Consider the following 17,621-nt stretch of genomic DNA (forward strand, 5'->3'; position numbering starts at 1 on the left):
TCGGCCTACCTTGGCTTGAAGAAGCGGCTGACAAAGTCATCCAGACGCGCACCAAACATGATTTTAAAGAAGGTTTGAGACTCACCATACGACTGCCCTGGCGGAATATTATAGAATCCGTCAGCGGGATCAACCACTTCGCCGGAGAATGACATGGAATCCTGCCGTACTCCCGCCAGAACATCCACCTGCCAGCGTTTCACCCACGGAATCGCCTGAATATGCATCAGTGCTGTCGTTCCAAGCGTGATTTCATAAATCTGCCCTTTGCCCGTACTGCCGCGGGTAACTCCGCTGTCGCTGAAGGTCACCTCGGGGAAAAGATTTATGTCGGCATAGATACGGTTCCATGACCAGTCAAACCCCTTCGTGGATTTAAACAAAGGGTCACCCAATAAATAAGTGAATCGGCCACCCAGACCCAAACCCGAAGTTTTTGTACCCAGAACATTTTCGTCATCATTCTCAGTGACGAATTCGCCACTTAATGAAATCAGCTTTACCGTAGGTCTTAGCTCTTTCCAAATCGGAAGAAATCTGTAGTGCAGAGCCATTCTCATTTCGGAATAGGACGTCTGCTCCAGGGTCCTGTTGTAGGATTTCAATGGGATCTTGGCGCCGTATTGATCAAATTCGATTCCAAAGCGCCACAAAAAATCTATGTACCATTCAAAATGGGTGTTCAGATAGCTGTAGTCGAATGTCTTGAAACCATTGGCTCTGTTTGAAGTCACCGTTGACAGATTTCCATTCAGCAAACCGGTTTGTATCTGAATATATCCTGGCTCGTACGTCTCGGGATCCGGTTCGGGAAACGGACTGGTGGACTCTGGAGGTGGCTGTTCAACAGCACCAGGAGTCAATCTGGCCAGATTGATAACTCTATCTTTAGTGGTTGGAATTTTTACGAGCGTTCCCGGCTGAAGTATCAAGACAAGTTTCCCGTCCTGAACAGTTCCCACTGATCCCTGTGCGATGATCTCGACGTTATCAGCATACAGTCTGACGACTGAAATCAGATCACCAACACGAAGCAGTGGAGTTCTGTCCACAACAAGAATGTCGTTGTCGACTTTAACAATCGGGACCGAATCTCTTTGTATCAGATTCAGTCCCCATTCCTGCGCATTGCTGAAAAATCCAAGAAGAATTACACAAAGCAGTTTAAGCATTACTTAGCCCGGTAGATATTTCCTGTGCTGCGGCTGATTAACAAAATCTGACCCGAAGTGTACACCGCGATGCTATCAATAGGGTTCGGGGCAGAGCTTGTGTATATCTTATTATTTGTGAGATCCATGGTAAATATCTGATTGGAATCTCTCATAGTCCCTACCAAAGTCCGGTCGGCTGAATTCAACACAAATCTTCGCCCCTGCCCGGCCACATCAAATGGTGAAGCACTGAGTGTTCCCTTACCGAAGAATTGCAGATCCGAAGCCAACGGCGTGACGCCACTGCCATCTGCGAAGGAGGCGATCTCGCCAGTACCGGTCAACAGTACATAGACCTTGTTGGTCGTATCATCCAGAACGATGTCTGTAGGGCGTGTGTCCACATCCGCAGCCAGACCATTCCAGATATTGAAGCTGCTTACCAATGTCGGAAGATTTCCTGACTTAACCGGATAGACGTTAAAGACATACATCTTGTGCTGTATTGGAGATTCCTGCTGTGTTGCCACATACAATCTGTCCAGGTTCGCACTGTAAGCCATGCCGGATATCTTTTCTTTGGCTGCATTGAAGGAATATACCAAACCGCCATTTCCTGGCAGAAGATAGTCGTAATACAAAGCATCCTGAGCATCACTAGCATAGAAGACATAGTCCCCGAATGAAGCGACGATACGGTTGCCGGATGCACTTGTAGATGTGTACAGCTGCTTAAAGCAGGTGGCATCGCACTTATTCCCTGAACCCAAAGACAAAGCCGTCAGGTCGCCTCCAGCGATACTGACTGCCTGAGCTGTGGTGCTGTAGGGTCCAGAGCGACCCGGCTGTGAAACCAGATTGATTTTATAAGCAGAAGCACTGGTTTGCACTACTGCCAGACGTTGCGTACTGAATCCAGACGCCCAAGGCAATGTTTCATAGAAGTTCCAGACAGAACCTGACTTCAAAGATCCATTCGGAGTTGGAGCCACACCTTTGATACTCAGGAAGTCCCAGACAAAGTTCTTCAAAGATGAACCGTTTTTATAGCTTCCAGAGAAAATCAAGTGATCCAGATTTCCACTGGCAGAATTTACTGAGTATGGAACCTCATTCAACCAGGTGATGGACGATGGCGTAAAGCTGGATGGCGACGCCTTCCTTGCATTGGAAAGATTAAACACGCTTTCCGCAAGAAGATAAACGTTTCGTACACGCGCTGTCCATTCACGGGTCGTGACAAAGTTACCGTCTGTCACTTCAACTTTAATTTTTTGAATACCGGCCGTGGTCTGCCCAGTGTTCACCAATGAACCGGCTGAATCATTTGGCTTATATTTGAATTCAGGTCCTTCATCTTCAGTCAGGACGCCGTTCACATACCAACGATAGAAAAGGGTGTCATTGGCATTTGAATCCGTTGCAGTAACCTGGAAGGTACTCTCGGACTTTTCAGTCACCAAAACGGAGTCAGACGCCGGGAAATAGCTATTGATTACCGGGGCCTGCTCTAGAGGTGAATAAGGATCCTGCACGATTAGATTAAAGTATGTCGTATCAGTCTCGTTGGTCTTGGTGTCTTTAATCTGAATTCTGACCACATGACCTGTGCCACCAGACGGTGTCACATCATCGGGAATCTTAGGTGTCCACGTGATCACACCGTTACTGTCCACACACATCCCGTTGGCCACGCCACAGGCCCGTGGCGAATTCAACAATGTATAGGTTAGTGTATTACCCCGTGAGTTACTGACGATGGTTTTATAAGTAAATGGATAAGTCGCCAGACCACCTGCCGTCTGAGGCATAAAGTGCAGCGGCTGACCTGCCAGATCGCTTCTTGGACTGATAAAGTATGGCGGAGCTTTTACAATCAAACGTAGAGGAGCCGAACTGACTGTTGGAGTCAGCGCGACGCCATCCCTATCCACATCTCCGTTGTCAGTCAAATAAAGCGTCGCCGTATGAGTTCCGATATGCCCACGCTGCGGGCACCACTGAAGACGATAATAGTAGAACCGAACTCCGGAAGAAGTATTTGTTCCCGTGGACATGATGTAAAGCTTCGGCACGGCAAAGTCAGGATTTACAACGCCATTTTTCACGCAAGTCGCGATCCCAAGATTTCTGTTATAACTTGGATCAAAAGTGGTGATCTCTTCAGACCAGGTTTTAGATTGCGCATGACATGTCGTCACCCAGGATGAGCTGGTATCCAGCGTCGGATGAAGCAAATTTGTGCCATCATTATTTTTACACAACGTCAGCTTGGTCACAAAGGTGCCGCCACCAGGGATATTCATATCCTTGTCGTTCACAAAGAAGTCTTTATAGAAGTACGTGTCCGCCTCGATAGCCAGCTGATTGTTTGTGGCGATACCGCCAAATGTCGGATATTGATTGGTATTTACGACACGCACTTTAAAGAACAAGTCCTGTGATTTTGAAATAGCCGGACTGGTGCTGGCATCTGTCGCACGCATCTTCAGAATAATTCCGGCAGCACCTGAAAAAGCCTTTGCATGACCGTCGGTGGGCGTCCACTTAAACAATGCCGTCGTACGGCTACCTTTACCTGATGGGTCATCTTCACGTTTATTGATCGTCAGACTGACGTTGACTCCTGGTGCACCACCATCAGTTCCGTTTTTAAGATCTCGCGTACCAAGCAGTGATACACTGACAGTTTTCAATTCTGTACCGCGATTTGGATCCTTCAGATAGAAATAGAAAGATCCTTCTTTACCCTCCTGGAAGGTCCCCATATCGATAGGATTGGCAATGGTCGTTCCAACCCCTGCTGCCAAAGGTGCAAATGAGCTGTCTGACAAAATCGGAGCCACGTTCTTTTCAACAACCACCAGACTCAGGTTCGTCTGAATAATAGCGGCTGCAGATGTCGATCCACCAGACCAGGATGGATACTCGTAACCGGTAAGCTTGAATGAGAATGTCCCTGACAGATCCTCATCATGTGGTTGATAGCGCAAATAACACCGGGAGCTTTCAAAGTAACCCTGATAAGCCGCTCCCGGCGCCGTGTTCGTACAAGGTGTACAAGTCGAAGCATAGGTAGCTCCGGCCTCGCGACAGAATTTATAAGCGCCTTGCGGAGCTGTCCCCACCGATTGAATACCCATACTAAAATAGTCGAATTTGTCGATCGGATACCAGTAAGGGTCCACTTGATAATAGGGTGACGGAATGCCTGAACCGGAATCTGACAGCTCGACTATTCCATCTGTCAGATCGATTCCTTCATTGGCATAAATGACCGACGACGAAACCAGACGAGAAGATGTGTTCCAGTAAGAATAGCGGACCTGATATGGCAGCTCCGAAATATAGCGCGGATCAGATGTTAAAGTGTCATACCGTCCGATATTAGAGGTCCGTTTCACCCAAACATCTGCTGTCGTTTGACCGACAGCAAAGTTCACCGGCGAAATGACCGAGTAAAGCGCAAACAGTGAGTTGCGGACGATAAATCCTGCAGGAATAGTAAATGCAGTCGTGGTGGAAGTTCTGCTGAAACGAACTTTCCCTTCAAATGTAAACTTACTCAAAGCCAAGGACGCCGGATTGTCCACCGTCAAAGTCGCCGCCCCCGCAGGCAATGCACTTACGATCGTGTTGATTGTTCCATGGTCTGAAATATATCCATCCAAGGCACGATACTTGAATTCCCGAGTGGTGTTTCCACTGAGAAACTTATCGTCTTTCCAGATATTTCCCGCATTCACGTCAACCAGATTAGATCCCGTAGTCGCGGACAGCACCGGCCCACCGGGCTGGGCACTGGTGATACTCATGGCATCGCCAGCATTAAAAGTGATCCGTTTTCGCCATACCGGCACAGATACACTGCTGCTTGCCGCCGGGAAAACAAATGCGGTCGGGATTTCAAACTCAATACTTGGATTGCCCGTTGTTTTCACAACGAACCCTTTGGGAATCGTGACATCTGTTGCAAATATTCCCGGACGATAGAATGTCACCAGGCCCTGATCAGAAATCACTGCGGTATTTTTGACTGCGATCTGCGCGTCGGCCAAGGCAGAACCCAGAACCGTCACAGAATTTGCGGCGGCATCCCGGTTTACAGCCACAACCGGAATATAAGCTTTCAAATCCTGTGCATTCAAAGTCACCGCAAGCGCAGTCTTATAGGCAACAACATTTCCCGAAACCCCACTGGTCGTCGTCACAGCAAAATTCTTGGGAATAACCACATCACCGGTATGAGTCGTTGCCCGGGAAAATACAACATAGCCAGCAACGTTATTGATCGCAACATCACCCGCAAACACTGTGCGCATCGGGAATGTTCCACCCTCTTTTCGGTACACCGGACCATCACTGGAAATGGTTTCTTTAAGCACCAATGGGTAGCCCGTTGAATTGTCATACATAAGCTTCAAACTGTCCAAATTGGTTGAATCAAAGCTGAAGAACTCAAACCAGACCGGACTGCCACTATAGCTTGTGGCCTCAAGATTACGAATAACCTGTGGATTCACAGAGTTCAAGGTTGTCTGCGGAACTCTGGTCAGCAAACACGGTACGGTGATACGGGGTTCAGCTTCCAGATCAAAGACTTCAGCTTTACTGATTCCTCCGTGATTATCCTTCACACTGACGGTGATATTCCCCTTAAGTGCGGCCCGCATTGGCTTCCACGTATATGTAATACGAGTTCTGGCTGCTGTGATTTCCCGTGGCGGAACTTCGGTCAGATCCGCAAACAAAGTACCACCGATGGTGATCTCCATCGTATCCATTGGATCCGCAGCCGGCGTCGCCACGTTGTCCGGGTCTGTAATATCAACATAGAAAGTATACGGATCACGGCCCAAAGGATCCTGGTCCGAACAGGTATCCCATTCGCCCGGAGTCATCGTCGGATCTTTAGGTGTCAGTCCGGCAATGACCGGTGCCGAGTTGATATCCACAATTGTCAGAGGAATAGTGACAATGGCCAAACCACCCCGACCGTCTTCGATACGGGCAATAATGTTCGTAGAGCGTTTACGAGCATCTTCGTTGTTCGGCGTCCACTTCATGGTGATCTGGGTTTTGCCGGTCAAGGTCACCGGACTTGGATTCCCATCAACATAGATCGGGCGCGATCCGCTGATACTGTCCACCACGACACTTAATGGATCGCCATCGTCATCCAGGAACTGAACCGTACAGGTCCATTCCTGATTTTCCCTGGCTTCTTTAGGGCATTCAAAATAGCTGATCGGACGGCGATTGACGTCCTCAACGTAAACATCCCAGTTTGCCGTCAGGATCTTACCGCCATCAGTAATCAAAACAGTGATCAGGAAAGGATCCAGACGACCGTCATCATAGCCAGGAGTCCAGCTCATCCGGCCTTCGTCAGAAGCAACAGGGGTTCCTTCCAAACGCCACGCATAGAACAGCTGATCGCCTTCGGGATCTCGTGCCGTGGCACGCATGGAAAGCTCTTTTTGTTCACGAATGCGCTGATCCACCAGCTTGGTCGAAGACTTTTCATCCAGAATCGGCGCACGGTTGTTCACACCGAACGGATAAGGTGCACTCAGCACATCCCCATTGGCGTCATAGTTAAAACTGACCTGAAAATCATTTTTTAGAAGTTCCAGGAACGTATGATCGACCGACAGACCATTGCGAATGAATCCATACAGCAGGTCTGTATTGAAGCCTTCCTGCAGACCGAAAAGCTCCATACGTTCTTTTTTGAATTGTGTAATATAGGCAATAATTTTTTCGAATTCCAAAGAGGAATAAGAAGATATGGAACGGTCCGGATAGTTGGAGATCAGATTGAAGGCCAATGTGCTTTCAAGGCTTGGTTTTACCACAACATCCGGGAATATCAGGCTGTACCAGGTGGTGGTGCTGTATTCCATGATCGTTTTCAGAACCATCGGGCCTTTTGAACTGACCCCTTTGGGAAGAATGGTTTGCACCAGGTTCTTTTTTTCCAAAGACGACAGATCGACAAGGTTCTTGATCAAACCAGTAGTCTGACTGTATTCAGCAATGAAGAACGAATACTTTTCAGAAGTAATAGTACGGACTTCAGTGGCATCGATTTGAATCAATGCCCCTGGATCAATAACGATTTCGCTGGTCTTACTGGCTTCCTCCAGGCAACCCGTGGTGAAAGCAAATGAGATCATTAGCAATAAACGTACAGCTGTTTTCCCCATTTATCCCCCAACATTAACTTCCTAATACAGCAGGAAGAATGTGCCGGTTTGAACACCCTTTGTTGTTCCATATCCACTATGCTGCTGCGTTGGAACGAGCAGATCCATACTGCCATCCCCGTTAACGTCCCCCGCGCTGCCAAGATCATAGAAGTACCATGGTCGAATCGAAACTTCAGTTTGACGAACAATAAACGGCTTCACCTTGCCGGCGCTGTCAGCAACAACAACGCTATCTGGAATATCTGAAGTATGCAGACCAGTTGAGCTGCCGAAGAACATCACACCACGGCCATAACCATCAACTGCGTTAATTGGATCGTCCCAATAAGGAGACCCCAGCAACACGTCATCAAAACCATCATCATTGAAGTCCCCGGTTGTTCTGCTGGACATCAACGTCATACCGTATTGCTGACCAGATTCCGCATCTTTCACATAGAAGGCCTGCGGTGCCGGCTTGGGCGTATTGCTGCTTCTGTTACATTCAATCAGCGGCGTAATCCCAAGGGCAGGGTTCGAGAACTCCACTTGTGTATTCAGATTGCTGAATGCATAAGTCCAGACTGCACTTGTATTATCCGATCCGCAGATCGGCCCGTAATAGACATAACCCATGCCCGCTTTAGCCAATGAAGACGATGGGGACTGCACAGGAGCTGTTACAACCAGATCCTCGTAGCCATCTCCATTGATGTCCCCCGGATTCGCAATTCTGTATCCAAACAGTCGATCCGAGCTGTTCAAGCCACCAAATAACGGAGGCATGATAGCCCGCGTGGTTCCTGCGGTACCATTTCCGGTTCCACCATTTCCATTCAGTGTGTTATCCGAAGCCTGGAAGGCAGTATCACTCGTACAAGTCGACGCAGCATACGGAGCATAATAGCTTTTGCGTTCAGCAGCCTGAATACCCTGAGCTCCACCCCGATAGATGAAGATTCTGCCATAGCTTTTCTTCGGATTGGTATCATAGTAACAAGCCACGTCTTCCCAACCCGGAGCCGAAACATACAGATCGTCATAGTCACCGTTACGCATAATTGCGACGCTGTGACCGAACTGGTGTCTCATGGTATCGTAACCATACGGAACGTTTTCCACCATCGGACTGTATAGGTACTGAACCTTACATTTATTATTAGGAGCACCGGTGCAGACTTTATCAGCCGTTGCTGCCGTTTCGGTTCCATAAGTATCGATCAACCAAGAGCTGACACTTGATGGATTCACAAAATTTGGGCTTGGCTCATCGCCAGCTGTATACGATGGGCTTGCTTTCTTCGGCGTCTGCACACCCTGTGCAGACCCATAAAAGATCGCCAGTTTCCCCATGTGCACCGAGCCTCTGCCAGAATAACAATCTTCATCCGCCACAGGAAGACACTGCCAGCCCTTTGCTGGTGCTGCACCCGTTGGAGGCGGCCCCGGGTTGATCCCGTCTGCTACATTCATTTTGAACATTGAAGTCGCATGGCCATCAACCAGCACAAGATCTGACTTGCCGTCACCGTTGAAGTCACCGTGATAGACATACTGCGCACGATGCTTGAAGGATGCCGCATAGTCGGCATCTTCAACTGAATTTGCACCCCAGATCTTGGTGATGATCTGAGGGTCACCGATGGCCGCCACCCACGATGGGCTGTTGACTGCAGACAGCCCCGATGCAGAACCATAGAAGACCGTCACTTGTCCGGTTGCATTTGGATCCACAAAGGCAACATCCGCAAATCCGTCGCCATTGACGTCACCGGCTGCGAAGGCTCTCAGCGCCCAAGAAGCGGAAAGACTGGAAGGACGGACAATCAGCTGAGGCAGAGGAATATCGTCATTGGTGATTCCCTGTGCCGGAGCCACCGTTGGATAACAACTGGAGCTGTCTGTCGCCGCATCTTTGAAGATCAAAGCGATATTCTCAAGACAGTATGACGTTGAAATCAAACCCAGCTTGGATCCATAGTACACCACCGCATCAGTAATCTTACCGGTGCCGGTTTCAGATGCTTTCGAGATCTTTGCCACGACGTCATCGTATCCATCACCGTTGATATCACCAACGAAAGAGGCCGACTCATATCCAAAGACCTGCATGCTTCCAAGATTGTCCACAATTTTGAAATCAGGCGTTTGGTTCACACCGGAAAGGACAGAACCGCTACTCAGGAAACCGTACACAGCACCGCCGCCCAATTTGTGCGAGCGATCCAGGTAAGCTCCGGCAGCCACATCCAGATACGGACGTCCACTCGTGGCGAAATCACCATCGAAGTTACCGATAGCCACAGATCTGCCAAAATAGGAATACGTCAATGACTGATCATTATAGAACTTAAGGAAGGTACTGGTCAGACCATAGCCTTTATAGCTTGAGAAAGCATAGACAGCACCGGCGCTGGTTCCCACCGTCGTGTCACCGGTAGCACCCACCACAACATCCATCTGACCATCGCCAGAGATATCGCCGACAGCGATAGCACCGGAATGTGCACCCAGATGTGCCAGCGAATTAATCGATTCACTTCGCACCAATGTGGGTGCACAGTTCATTTTTGTGGATGCCGTTGTGTCACTGAATGCGGCGCAATTCGGCATCTGATCAAGCCAGTCATTTGTTATGTTCGACCCATTCAAGCGATAGAAAGAGTCATATTCATACAACCGGCCCGCATTACCATAGAAGGTCCATAGTGCACCGGAATTGGTCTTGGTTGGGGACGAGAAGAAGCCAGTACCAACTACGATATCCGCCCAGCCATCGCCATTGGCATCTGCAAAAGCAGTTTTGGTTGTATTTGTACTGTCATAGCGTGATGAGTCGCCAAGAATAGCAACAGAGCTACCAAAAGCTCTGGACACATAGCCCGACAAATCACCGCGCGGGAACAGAATACGGAATGAAGACGCATCCGCCAGGCAGGAATAGTGCTCCAAATTCAACATTCCTCGGCGCCCGCACTTCCAGAAAGTTTTACGATATGGTTGATCAATATCTGAAATTGCCGGAGCAGAATCTCGACCACGGCCAAAATAAATAAATGCCGCACCTGGCGCGCCACCAGTAACTGAAATGCTCCCGCTGTCGGTTCCATTCCCAGCTTTAATGCCATAGGCATTATTAACACCGTTAGCCGTGAAAGACGTCCCACCAAACCAACCACCATCACCCGGTGTTACGGATTTACAGTTGTCGGGGCATGAACCACCAGTAGGCAGCTTAAAGTTCGCCGAATCGGATGCATCCGGATAATTGAATCCCGGAGCCCCAATGATCATATCAGATCCACCCACAAGTGTGCCGTCAGGTCTTCGAACTTTGAACTTCCCATCCACATCAGCACCGCCGGCAATGGAGAAACCAAACTTCATGCCTGCAGTTGGAATTGGTGGATAAATCTGAAGGAATCTGAATTTGGCATCAGAAGCACTCTGCGCAATAGATGCTTCCGGAGTTTCATAACCAACTCCATAGGCCGACCCAAAGTACATGGAAACATATCCGACATTGGTGACATATTTGGATTCACCAGGCAGAGCAGCATTGGCTACCCCCTGCCACACCCCGCGCGGAGCACCAATGGCAATGTCATCGTATCCACCGGCATTGAAGTCACCGACGAAGGCAACAGACAAGCCGAAATTATTACGGATGCGGGCCCAACTAGGCACTGTTTGTGCCGGGTCATAGTAACCAGCTGGATATAAAGCTGTGTTCGGCCACAACATGACCGCCGAACAAATCGCCCCCTCCAGAACCCCGTTACAAGTTTCGATATTCTGCTGCATGTCCTTAACATGCCCCGGTGCTTTCAGGCCTTTTTCACTGCCGAAGAAGACAAATGCCGCACCTTGATCTTCGATCCCGCCACTGTCAAACCCAGGGGCACCAACCAGCAAGTCCTGACATTGATTAGAACCACTGATGTCCCCGTTCACATTTCCTTTACCCGCCAGTGCATAGCCGAATTGACTGTACCTGTCCAAATCATCAAATGTGATGATCTGAGGATCTTTACCGGGACGTGCCGGACTGATCAACGGCTCGCCAGTTCTGTTCAGCTTGTAAACACCATTGATAAGCTCGGAATAATAAATAACAACGGCCCCGGCCTGGGGTACCGTATTCCCCAATGAAGTGATGGAGGCATTGGGCATACCGACAGCCAGATCCTCATATCCATCACAGTTGAAATCCCCGGAAGTCATGGCTTCACCAAGGAACGCCACACCCAAATCAGAATTCAGCACCGGAGGTGATTGTTTGATCGGGGAAATACCTTTGATATAGGTGGACAGTCCGTCAAACACTCTTGTCTCATCGACGGTGCTGTCTTTGTAATTTACGCGAACCTCAATGTTCTTAGCCTCGCCAATAGGCAGATTGGCTGATGAAGAAAACACCAAAGTGCCCTTGCCAACCAGTGGATCCGATATCGCCTGCCCGTCTTTATAAACTCGGGTGGTGTAGTTTTCGTTTCGATACTGCAGATTTACAACTGGCTCGACATCCACATAGGGCAAAGAACCAATGGAAATACGGCTGAGCTTGACCACGGGCTCCGGGAACGAAGACGTTGTATTGGCCGTTACAACCTTGGTGGAACGTTCATAAGTTCCATCTTTATACTTAGCCTGAACAACAAAGTGATAGCGGCTGGAACCGTCCAGATTCTGGAACACATACTGGTTGGCAATCGTGGAAGCGTTATAAACTGTCCAGTCAGACGTATTGGCAGCTGTCGGATCTTCCTGCTTTTTATAGAAAATCAAATAGCTATCAACCTGCTTGTCATATTCCCAGGAAACCGTGACGGAGTTTTCAGTTCCCAAAACCGCCTTGGATACGCCGGCAAATCGCTTCCAGGTGGTCACCGTGACCTCGCGCTCGCCGCCGACCACGCTGTCTCCACTTTTTCCGACAACCTTATAGGTATACGAAGTATCCGGACTCAGATTGCTGACAGTGTATTCACCAAACTGAATCACATCCAGAGGTTCAGTCTTGGAACTGTCATAGATTTCATACTCTTTGTAACGATCATGCAGGTTCCAGATGATTTTAACCGACGTCGGAGATAAAACCTCGATGCGGTCCACACCGCTGAAGTCCACCAGCAAGGAACCGCTTTCAAGTTTCTCGGTACAAGAAACCAGTATCGTCAGAAGAGATGTCAGAGCAAATATCTTCCTAATAAAGCACATAGATCACTCCAGTTGAATATGCTTGTCCTGACGGATGAGTTCTTCCAGTTGAACCCACAACAACATCCAGCGCACCATCACCGTTGACATCGCCAACAGCATTTTGACTCAAGTACGTGTATTCATTTTGCGTCCGCAATGGCAAATAAACCAAAGAGGGCTCACAGATCGGACTGGATCCGCCGCGGTAGCAGCGAGGTGTCGGAGTCGGCGTTTCCACGATTCTTAAACCCAACTGACTGCCGAAGTAGACTACGTAGGCGCCCGTGCCCTCGATCACTTGATCAGAGTCATAAGTTTTGCCCGGAGCATTTACCAACAGGTCCGGATAACCATCCAGATTCATGTCACCAATGGCGGCAAGCCCCACCCCGACCTTGTCGCCTGGAACAAACAAAGACGATTGAATTCTTTGTGGTTTTGGCTGCAATACATTGGCGTGCATCGTATTAATTGGCAGCGGATTTAATGCCGAATCAAAGTAGTCTGTGCTGTTCAAATCCGTCGCTCCGTAGAAGGCATAACTGCCGCCAACAACAGCTCCGTAGAAGACATAGGTAATACCGGTATTCGCAGACGATGAAGAGGCAAATGGTGCCGAAAGCGCCACGTCGTCAATATCATCTCCGTTAACATCCCCCAGACCGGCAAGGCTGTAACCAAACATTTCCCCTGGGGTGGATCCCACAAGTTTCTGGATTGGAGTGTATGACAAACCCCGATCGGTTCCACGATACAGATAAGCACGTCCTGAGTAGGAATTATAGCCAGGATCAGAAACCAACAGTTCTGAATAGTCATCACCCGCGGCTTCATCAAGTGAATCCAAGCCTATTGCGCCCCAGCCAAAGTACACACCCGAATCGACAGAAGCAATCTGTTGAATTGAGCAAACGGCCGGCTTGGCAGCAGTACACGGCTGTTCTACAACCACGTCGGCTTGAGTTTCAGATATTACATTTCCACTGCCATCATAGGTCACGTTACGCAGCAGAATGGTACCTGTCGCACGATTCACCTGCAATCCGCTGGCACCGCCATAAAGCACGAACAAGCGTCCACGATTTCCACTGACAAAGTTACCAACAGCATCCGCCGGAATAACAGAATCCGGCAGTTTGTAGGTTCTTGCGCCGGAACTGGACCACATGCCTACGACAATATCGCTGTAACCATCGGCATTGAAGTCACCATAATGAACACCCCGATTGTTTGAACGCATTTGAGAGAATTTAAAAACATCCGGTGTCGAAGACTCTCCGCCATACAAATAACCATCATGGAAGACGGCAACAGCCGAAGAGGAATTTCGGGCAAACCAAAGAGGGTTGTTACCCACTGGATTGATCGACGGTTCGCCTATAACAACCCCAGAACTTGAACCATAGAATATATAGCTGCCTTTGGAACCGATCACCATAATATCGTCATAGGCATCACCATTGACACTGCCAATACGATGGTACGCACTTCCCAGATAAGCATCCGCCGTACTGGAAAGTATGGTAGGAGAAGTCGGAACGGAAGGCGTCTTCGACGGCGCTGGTGAAGTGATCAACCCGCTGGCACTGCCATAGAAGATAATCAATTCATATCCCTGCCCCGTGGCAATATGGGTCATAACATCATCGTACCCATCGCCGTTAACATCCCCGACCGCTTTTCCTTCTTCAAAGGAATAGTTCAGCTCCTTACTGAAGTTGGGCTTGATGGTCTCGGACGCTGTCGTCACTGAAGATGCAAAGGCACCTTTTGAATTAAAGATGAAGAGCGCACCATTTCCGTATGCAGGAGCATTTACGTATGGGGCACCGGCAACAAAGTCACCTTTTTCATCTCCATCAAAGTCACCACCCGCCAGGCTGCCAAGGCCAAAGCTTGCACCTGAATTCAGATCCTTTGGATAAATAATTGAAGGTCCAAACGGATTGATACCACCACTGTACCAGGTACACTTGGTCGTACATCCGACAGTGTCATCATCAGACAAGACCGGTGCGGTGATTTCAGTGATCGTGCTTCCATCATCCTCTGTTCCAAATGTCGAAACATCCGGACTGTAAAGATAAACAACCCCGTTATTGGTAATATTCGAAGTGCCCGAGCTGTTCTTCACAGACCTGAATGGCGCTGACACCGCCAAAGATGGCAAGGCGCGAGACTTGGATTCCACATCAGGTACCGTACCCATGGAGTATCCAAACTGAACACCGGTTTCCGCTGGGCTTGTGAAGATCATCTGATGGTTGCAATGCAGCAGGGTTCCTGTGGCAACAGCGTTGTTTCGGCTGTTACAGGCAACTGAATTGGCAGCAGCAATCACTTGACGCCCTTGAACCAATCCACTGTTCAGAATCCCCTGGATTCCACCCGTGGTATATGAAGACGACTTCGGCGTCATATAATAACCAAACACCACTCCGGCGTTCGTAGCGCCCTGAACAGTTGATTGAGGCGCACCTACAAACAAAGAACCACTGATGTCCGGCACCGCATTGGAAGTTTTAATGATACTTTCAAGCGGGTATCCATTCTGATTTTTAACCCCGTGGATACTGAAGCCGTAACCCTTCACGGTCACATTCGCAGTTTCCTGAGCGCCCCCTGCGGCCGCCATATCAGGATAGGACTCCTGACAATCCCAGCTTGAAATTTTATAGCGATCAGCTCCGGAGGTTGGATTCACCCCTTTACAAGTCACAATAGAGCCTCGTCCCGATGCACGGTCCGGGACACCAATCACCAAATCATCACACTTGGTGAAATCAAAGCCCTTGGCTCGTTCAAGATTGGAAGGACGGAACTGAGCCCCCGCCGGGCTGCCGGTAATACAAGTACGGGAATTATATGCGACACCCAAGGCGCTAGCAAAGCCATCCAGGTATCCGTACCCAAATCCATCAGATAAATCCGCATCAAAAGAACCATCTGTAAGAAATCCGGTAGCGCTGAGACCTTCAGCCGTGATTGGAGCATGATTCAAAGTACTGCTTGGCGGATAAAGTCCCCAAACACTTCCACGCAGGACATGAACAGCACGCGCGTATGTGCCCGTTTGCTGAACACCAATTGCCAGATCATCATAGCCGTCGTTATTGAAGTCACCGAAAGCGATGGATTTGACGTCTTTCACGTTCGTGTCATCCAGCTGAACCGGACGACATTTATGTGATGACGGTTCACACGTCACTTCATTTGTGCCATATGATGTACCACCGCTACCAGAAACCAATCCAGTCACAGGGTCGCCAAAGATAACAAAGACCTTTCCATTGTCTGTGGTGATCGCCAGATCATCACAAGAATGGATCTTTTTTACCTTTGCCAGTGGCATCTGTCCGGAACCAGTAAATGGAACGTGCAGATCATTACAACTGCCAACTGTACTTGCTTTCGTATCCGGCAAAGTTTCCGGATCAAATTCTTCCGATCCATAACGGCTGTAACAGTCACCATTCGCATTACCCACCGCCATCTTCAGCCCCAGACGTGCCTGAGCCCCCACAGATGGATAGTAAATCAGCTGAGGATTTGGAGCCTTGGCCCCTTCCGTCGGCAATTGGTCCGTTTTCAAGCGAGGATCCGGAGTATATGGCGTCCCGTTTTCATCCTGCTGGTCAGCCGGTTGGTATCCATAATAAACAACAACCGCACCCAAACCGGCACTGCGATAGGCATTCACCACAGGTGTTGCCCGCGGAGCCGTCACGGCCACATCATCAAATCCGTCACAGTTAAAATCACCTACAGCTGTATTCTGACCCAGATCCTGAATTCCAAGACCACCGTTCACCAAACGTGGATAAAGCGGGTCTTTCGCACCGGCTCCTTCAAGAGAACGAATCAAAGGTTTCGTGAAGGCACCTGCGCCTTCGGTGCCAATATTTACGATTGTTGCGGCTGAACCGGAGCTGACTTTTGCATACCAGTCTTTTTGGCCAGGGCCGATTGAAGTCAGGGCACGGAAATAGTCATTCCCCTGAACTGAAGCCACACGAACATCGGTTGCCCGATCAAAGATCTCTGTCTTATATGTCGTGTCTCCGTTTTCAGTCCAGAACCATGGATAGTTTCCGGAAAACGCCATGTTGATTTTTACCTGCGGAAGGTTCGGCAAAAGCGACTGAACCAGCATGCACGGAGCTTTGGAATTGATATAAGCCAGAGTGTTGTTTTCCGGCTGTGAAGTTCCGTCACCATATTTTGCAACAACCCAGAAACAATACTTCGAACCACTTGCCAACGTCGTCAACGAAGTCTGCCCTTTGCCAACAACTGAAGCTGTTGGAGACATCAGGTTCCAAGACTGGGACTCCAAACGAGTGAACACCTGGTATTCAACGTTTTCGCCATTTTTAAACCAGTTCACTTCCACAGCACCATTGGTCTGCGGAATCACGCCTGAACTTGGTACCGGCGTGAAGTTTTCCAGAGTACTTACTGCAACGAATTTTTCAATACCGACTTCGGTTTCATCTTCCGCCTGAACACCCACAACAGAGAACTGATAGGACGTTGCCGGATTCAAACTGTCCACGATTGTAGAAGCAAATGTCACAGTTTTGCGAGGAGTGCTCTCACCTTTGAGATAAATTCTGTATGCTTTAAATCGGGACTGCAGTGTCCAAGAAAGACGAATTGCTGTCGGTGAAAGTGCCACAGCAGAGTCCACGCCGTTGAATTTTGACGGCAAAGTGGTTCCCTGCAAGCCTGCCTTCGCACACGAAAGCAAACTACCGCAAATTAGGAAATACAGAAGTGTGTATTTTAACGACATATACTTCACAGTATAAGTATCGGAATTTATGAATGGAATTAAAGATCTATCGATGCTCGTTCTTGGTACAGTCCAGTTCCTTTCGTATCAAACTGGCCTTTAGTTTTACACTCTTTCAATGATTGAGCTGAACTCGCATGTACGGCATCTGATATTCCACAATGTTGATCCGTTGGGAAAATGCGGGTAACACTTTAAAATTACTTAGCCTCCCATGCAGCGGTCATTTAGGACTTTTGCCTCATTGCAAGTCAGCAGTATGTGACTATTTTGCAGGTC

Annotated in this window: 4 protein-coding genes; all 4 read right to left on the bottom strand. The window is 48.8% G+C overall.

Annotated elements, in window-relative coordinates; all coding sequences use genetic code 11:
• Positions 1 to 5: 5 nt before the first annotated feature.
• The 4 genes from B9G79_RS16400 to B9G79_RS16415 are packed head-to-tail and all read right to left on the bottom strand — an operon-like array spanning position 6 to position 17,273.
• On the bottom strand, positions 6 to 1,172 hold the full coding sequence (locus B9G79_RS16400; protein WP_088566449.1) for a hypothetical protein: 1,167 nt from the start codon (positions 1,170 to 1,172) through the stop codon (positions 6 to 8).
• On the bottom strand, positions 1,172 to 7,363 hold the full coding sequence (locus B9G79_RS16405; protein WP_198298023.1) for a hypothetical protein: 6,192 nt from the start codon (positions 7,361 to 7,363) through the stop codon (positions 1,172 to 1,174). The genes B9G79_RS16400 and B9G79_RS16405 overlap by 1 nt, the downstream gene beginning before the upstream one ends.
• Positions 7,364 to 7,384: 21 nt before the next feature.
• Positions 7,385 to 12,565, bottom strand: coding sequence for a fibronectin type III domain-containing protein (locus B9G79_RS16410; RefSeq protein ID WP_088566451.1), 5,181 nt, complete (start codon positions 12,563 to 12,565; stop codon positions 7,385 to 7,387).
• Positions 12,552 to 17,273: a hypothetical protein gene (locus B9G79_RS16415; protein WP_232468818.1), complete on the bottom strand. Its 4,722-nt coding sequence runs from the start codon at positions 17,271 to 17,273 to the stop codon at positions 12,552 to 12,554. Before B9G79_RS16415 ends, B9G79_RS16410 begins: the two co-directional genes overlap by 14 nt.
• Positions 17,274 to 17,621 lie beyond the last annotated feature (348 nt).

The organism is Bdellovibrio bacteriovorus, from assembly GCF_002208115.1.
GTDB classification, from domain to species: domain Bacteria; phylum Bdellovibrionota; class Bdellovibrionia; order Bdellovibrionales; family Bdellovibrionaceae; genus Bdellovibrio; species Bdellovibrio bacteriovorus_C.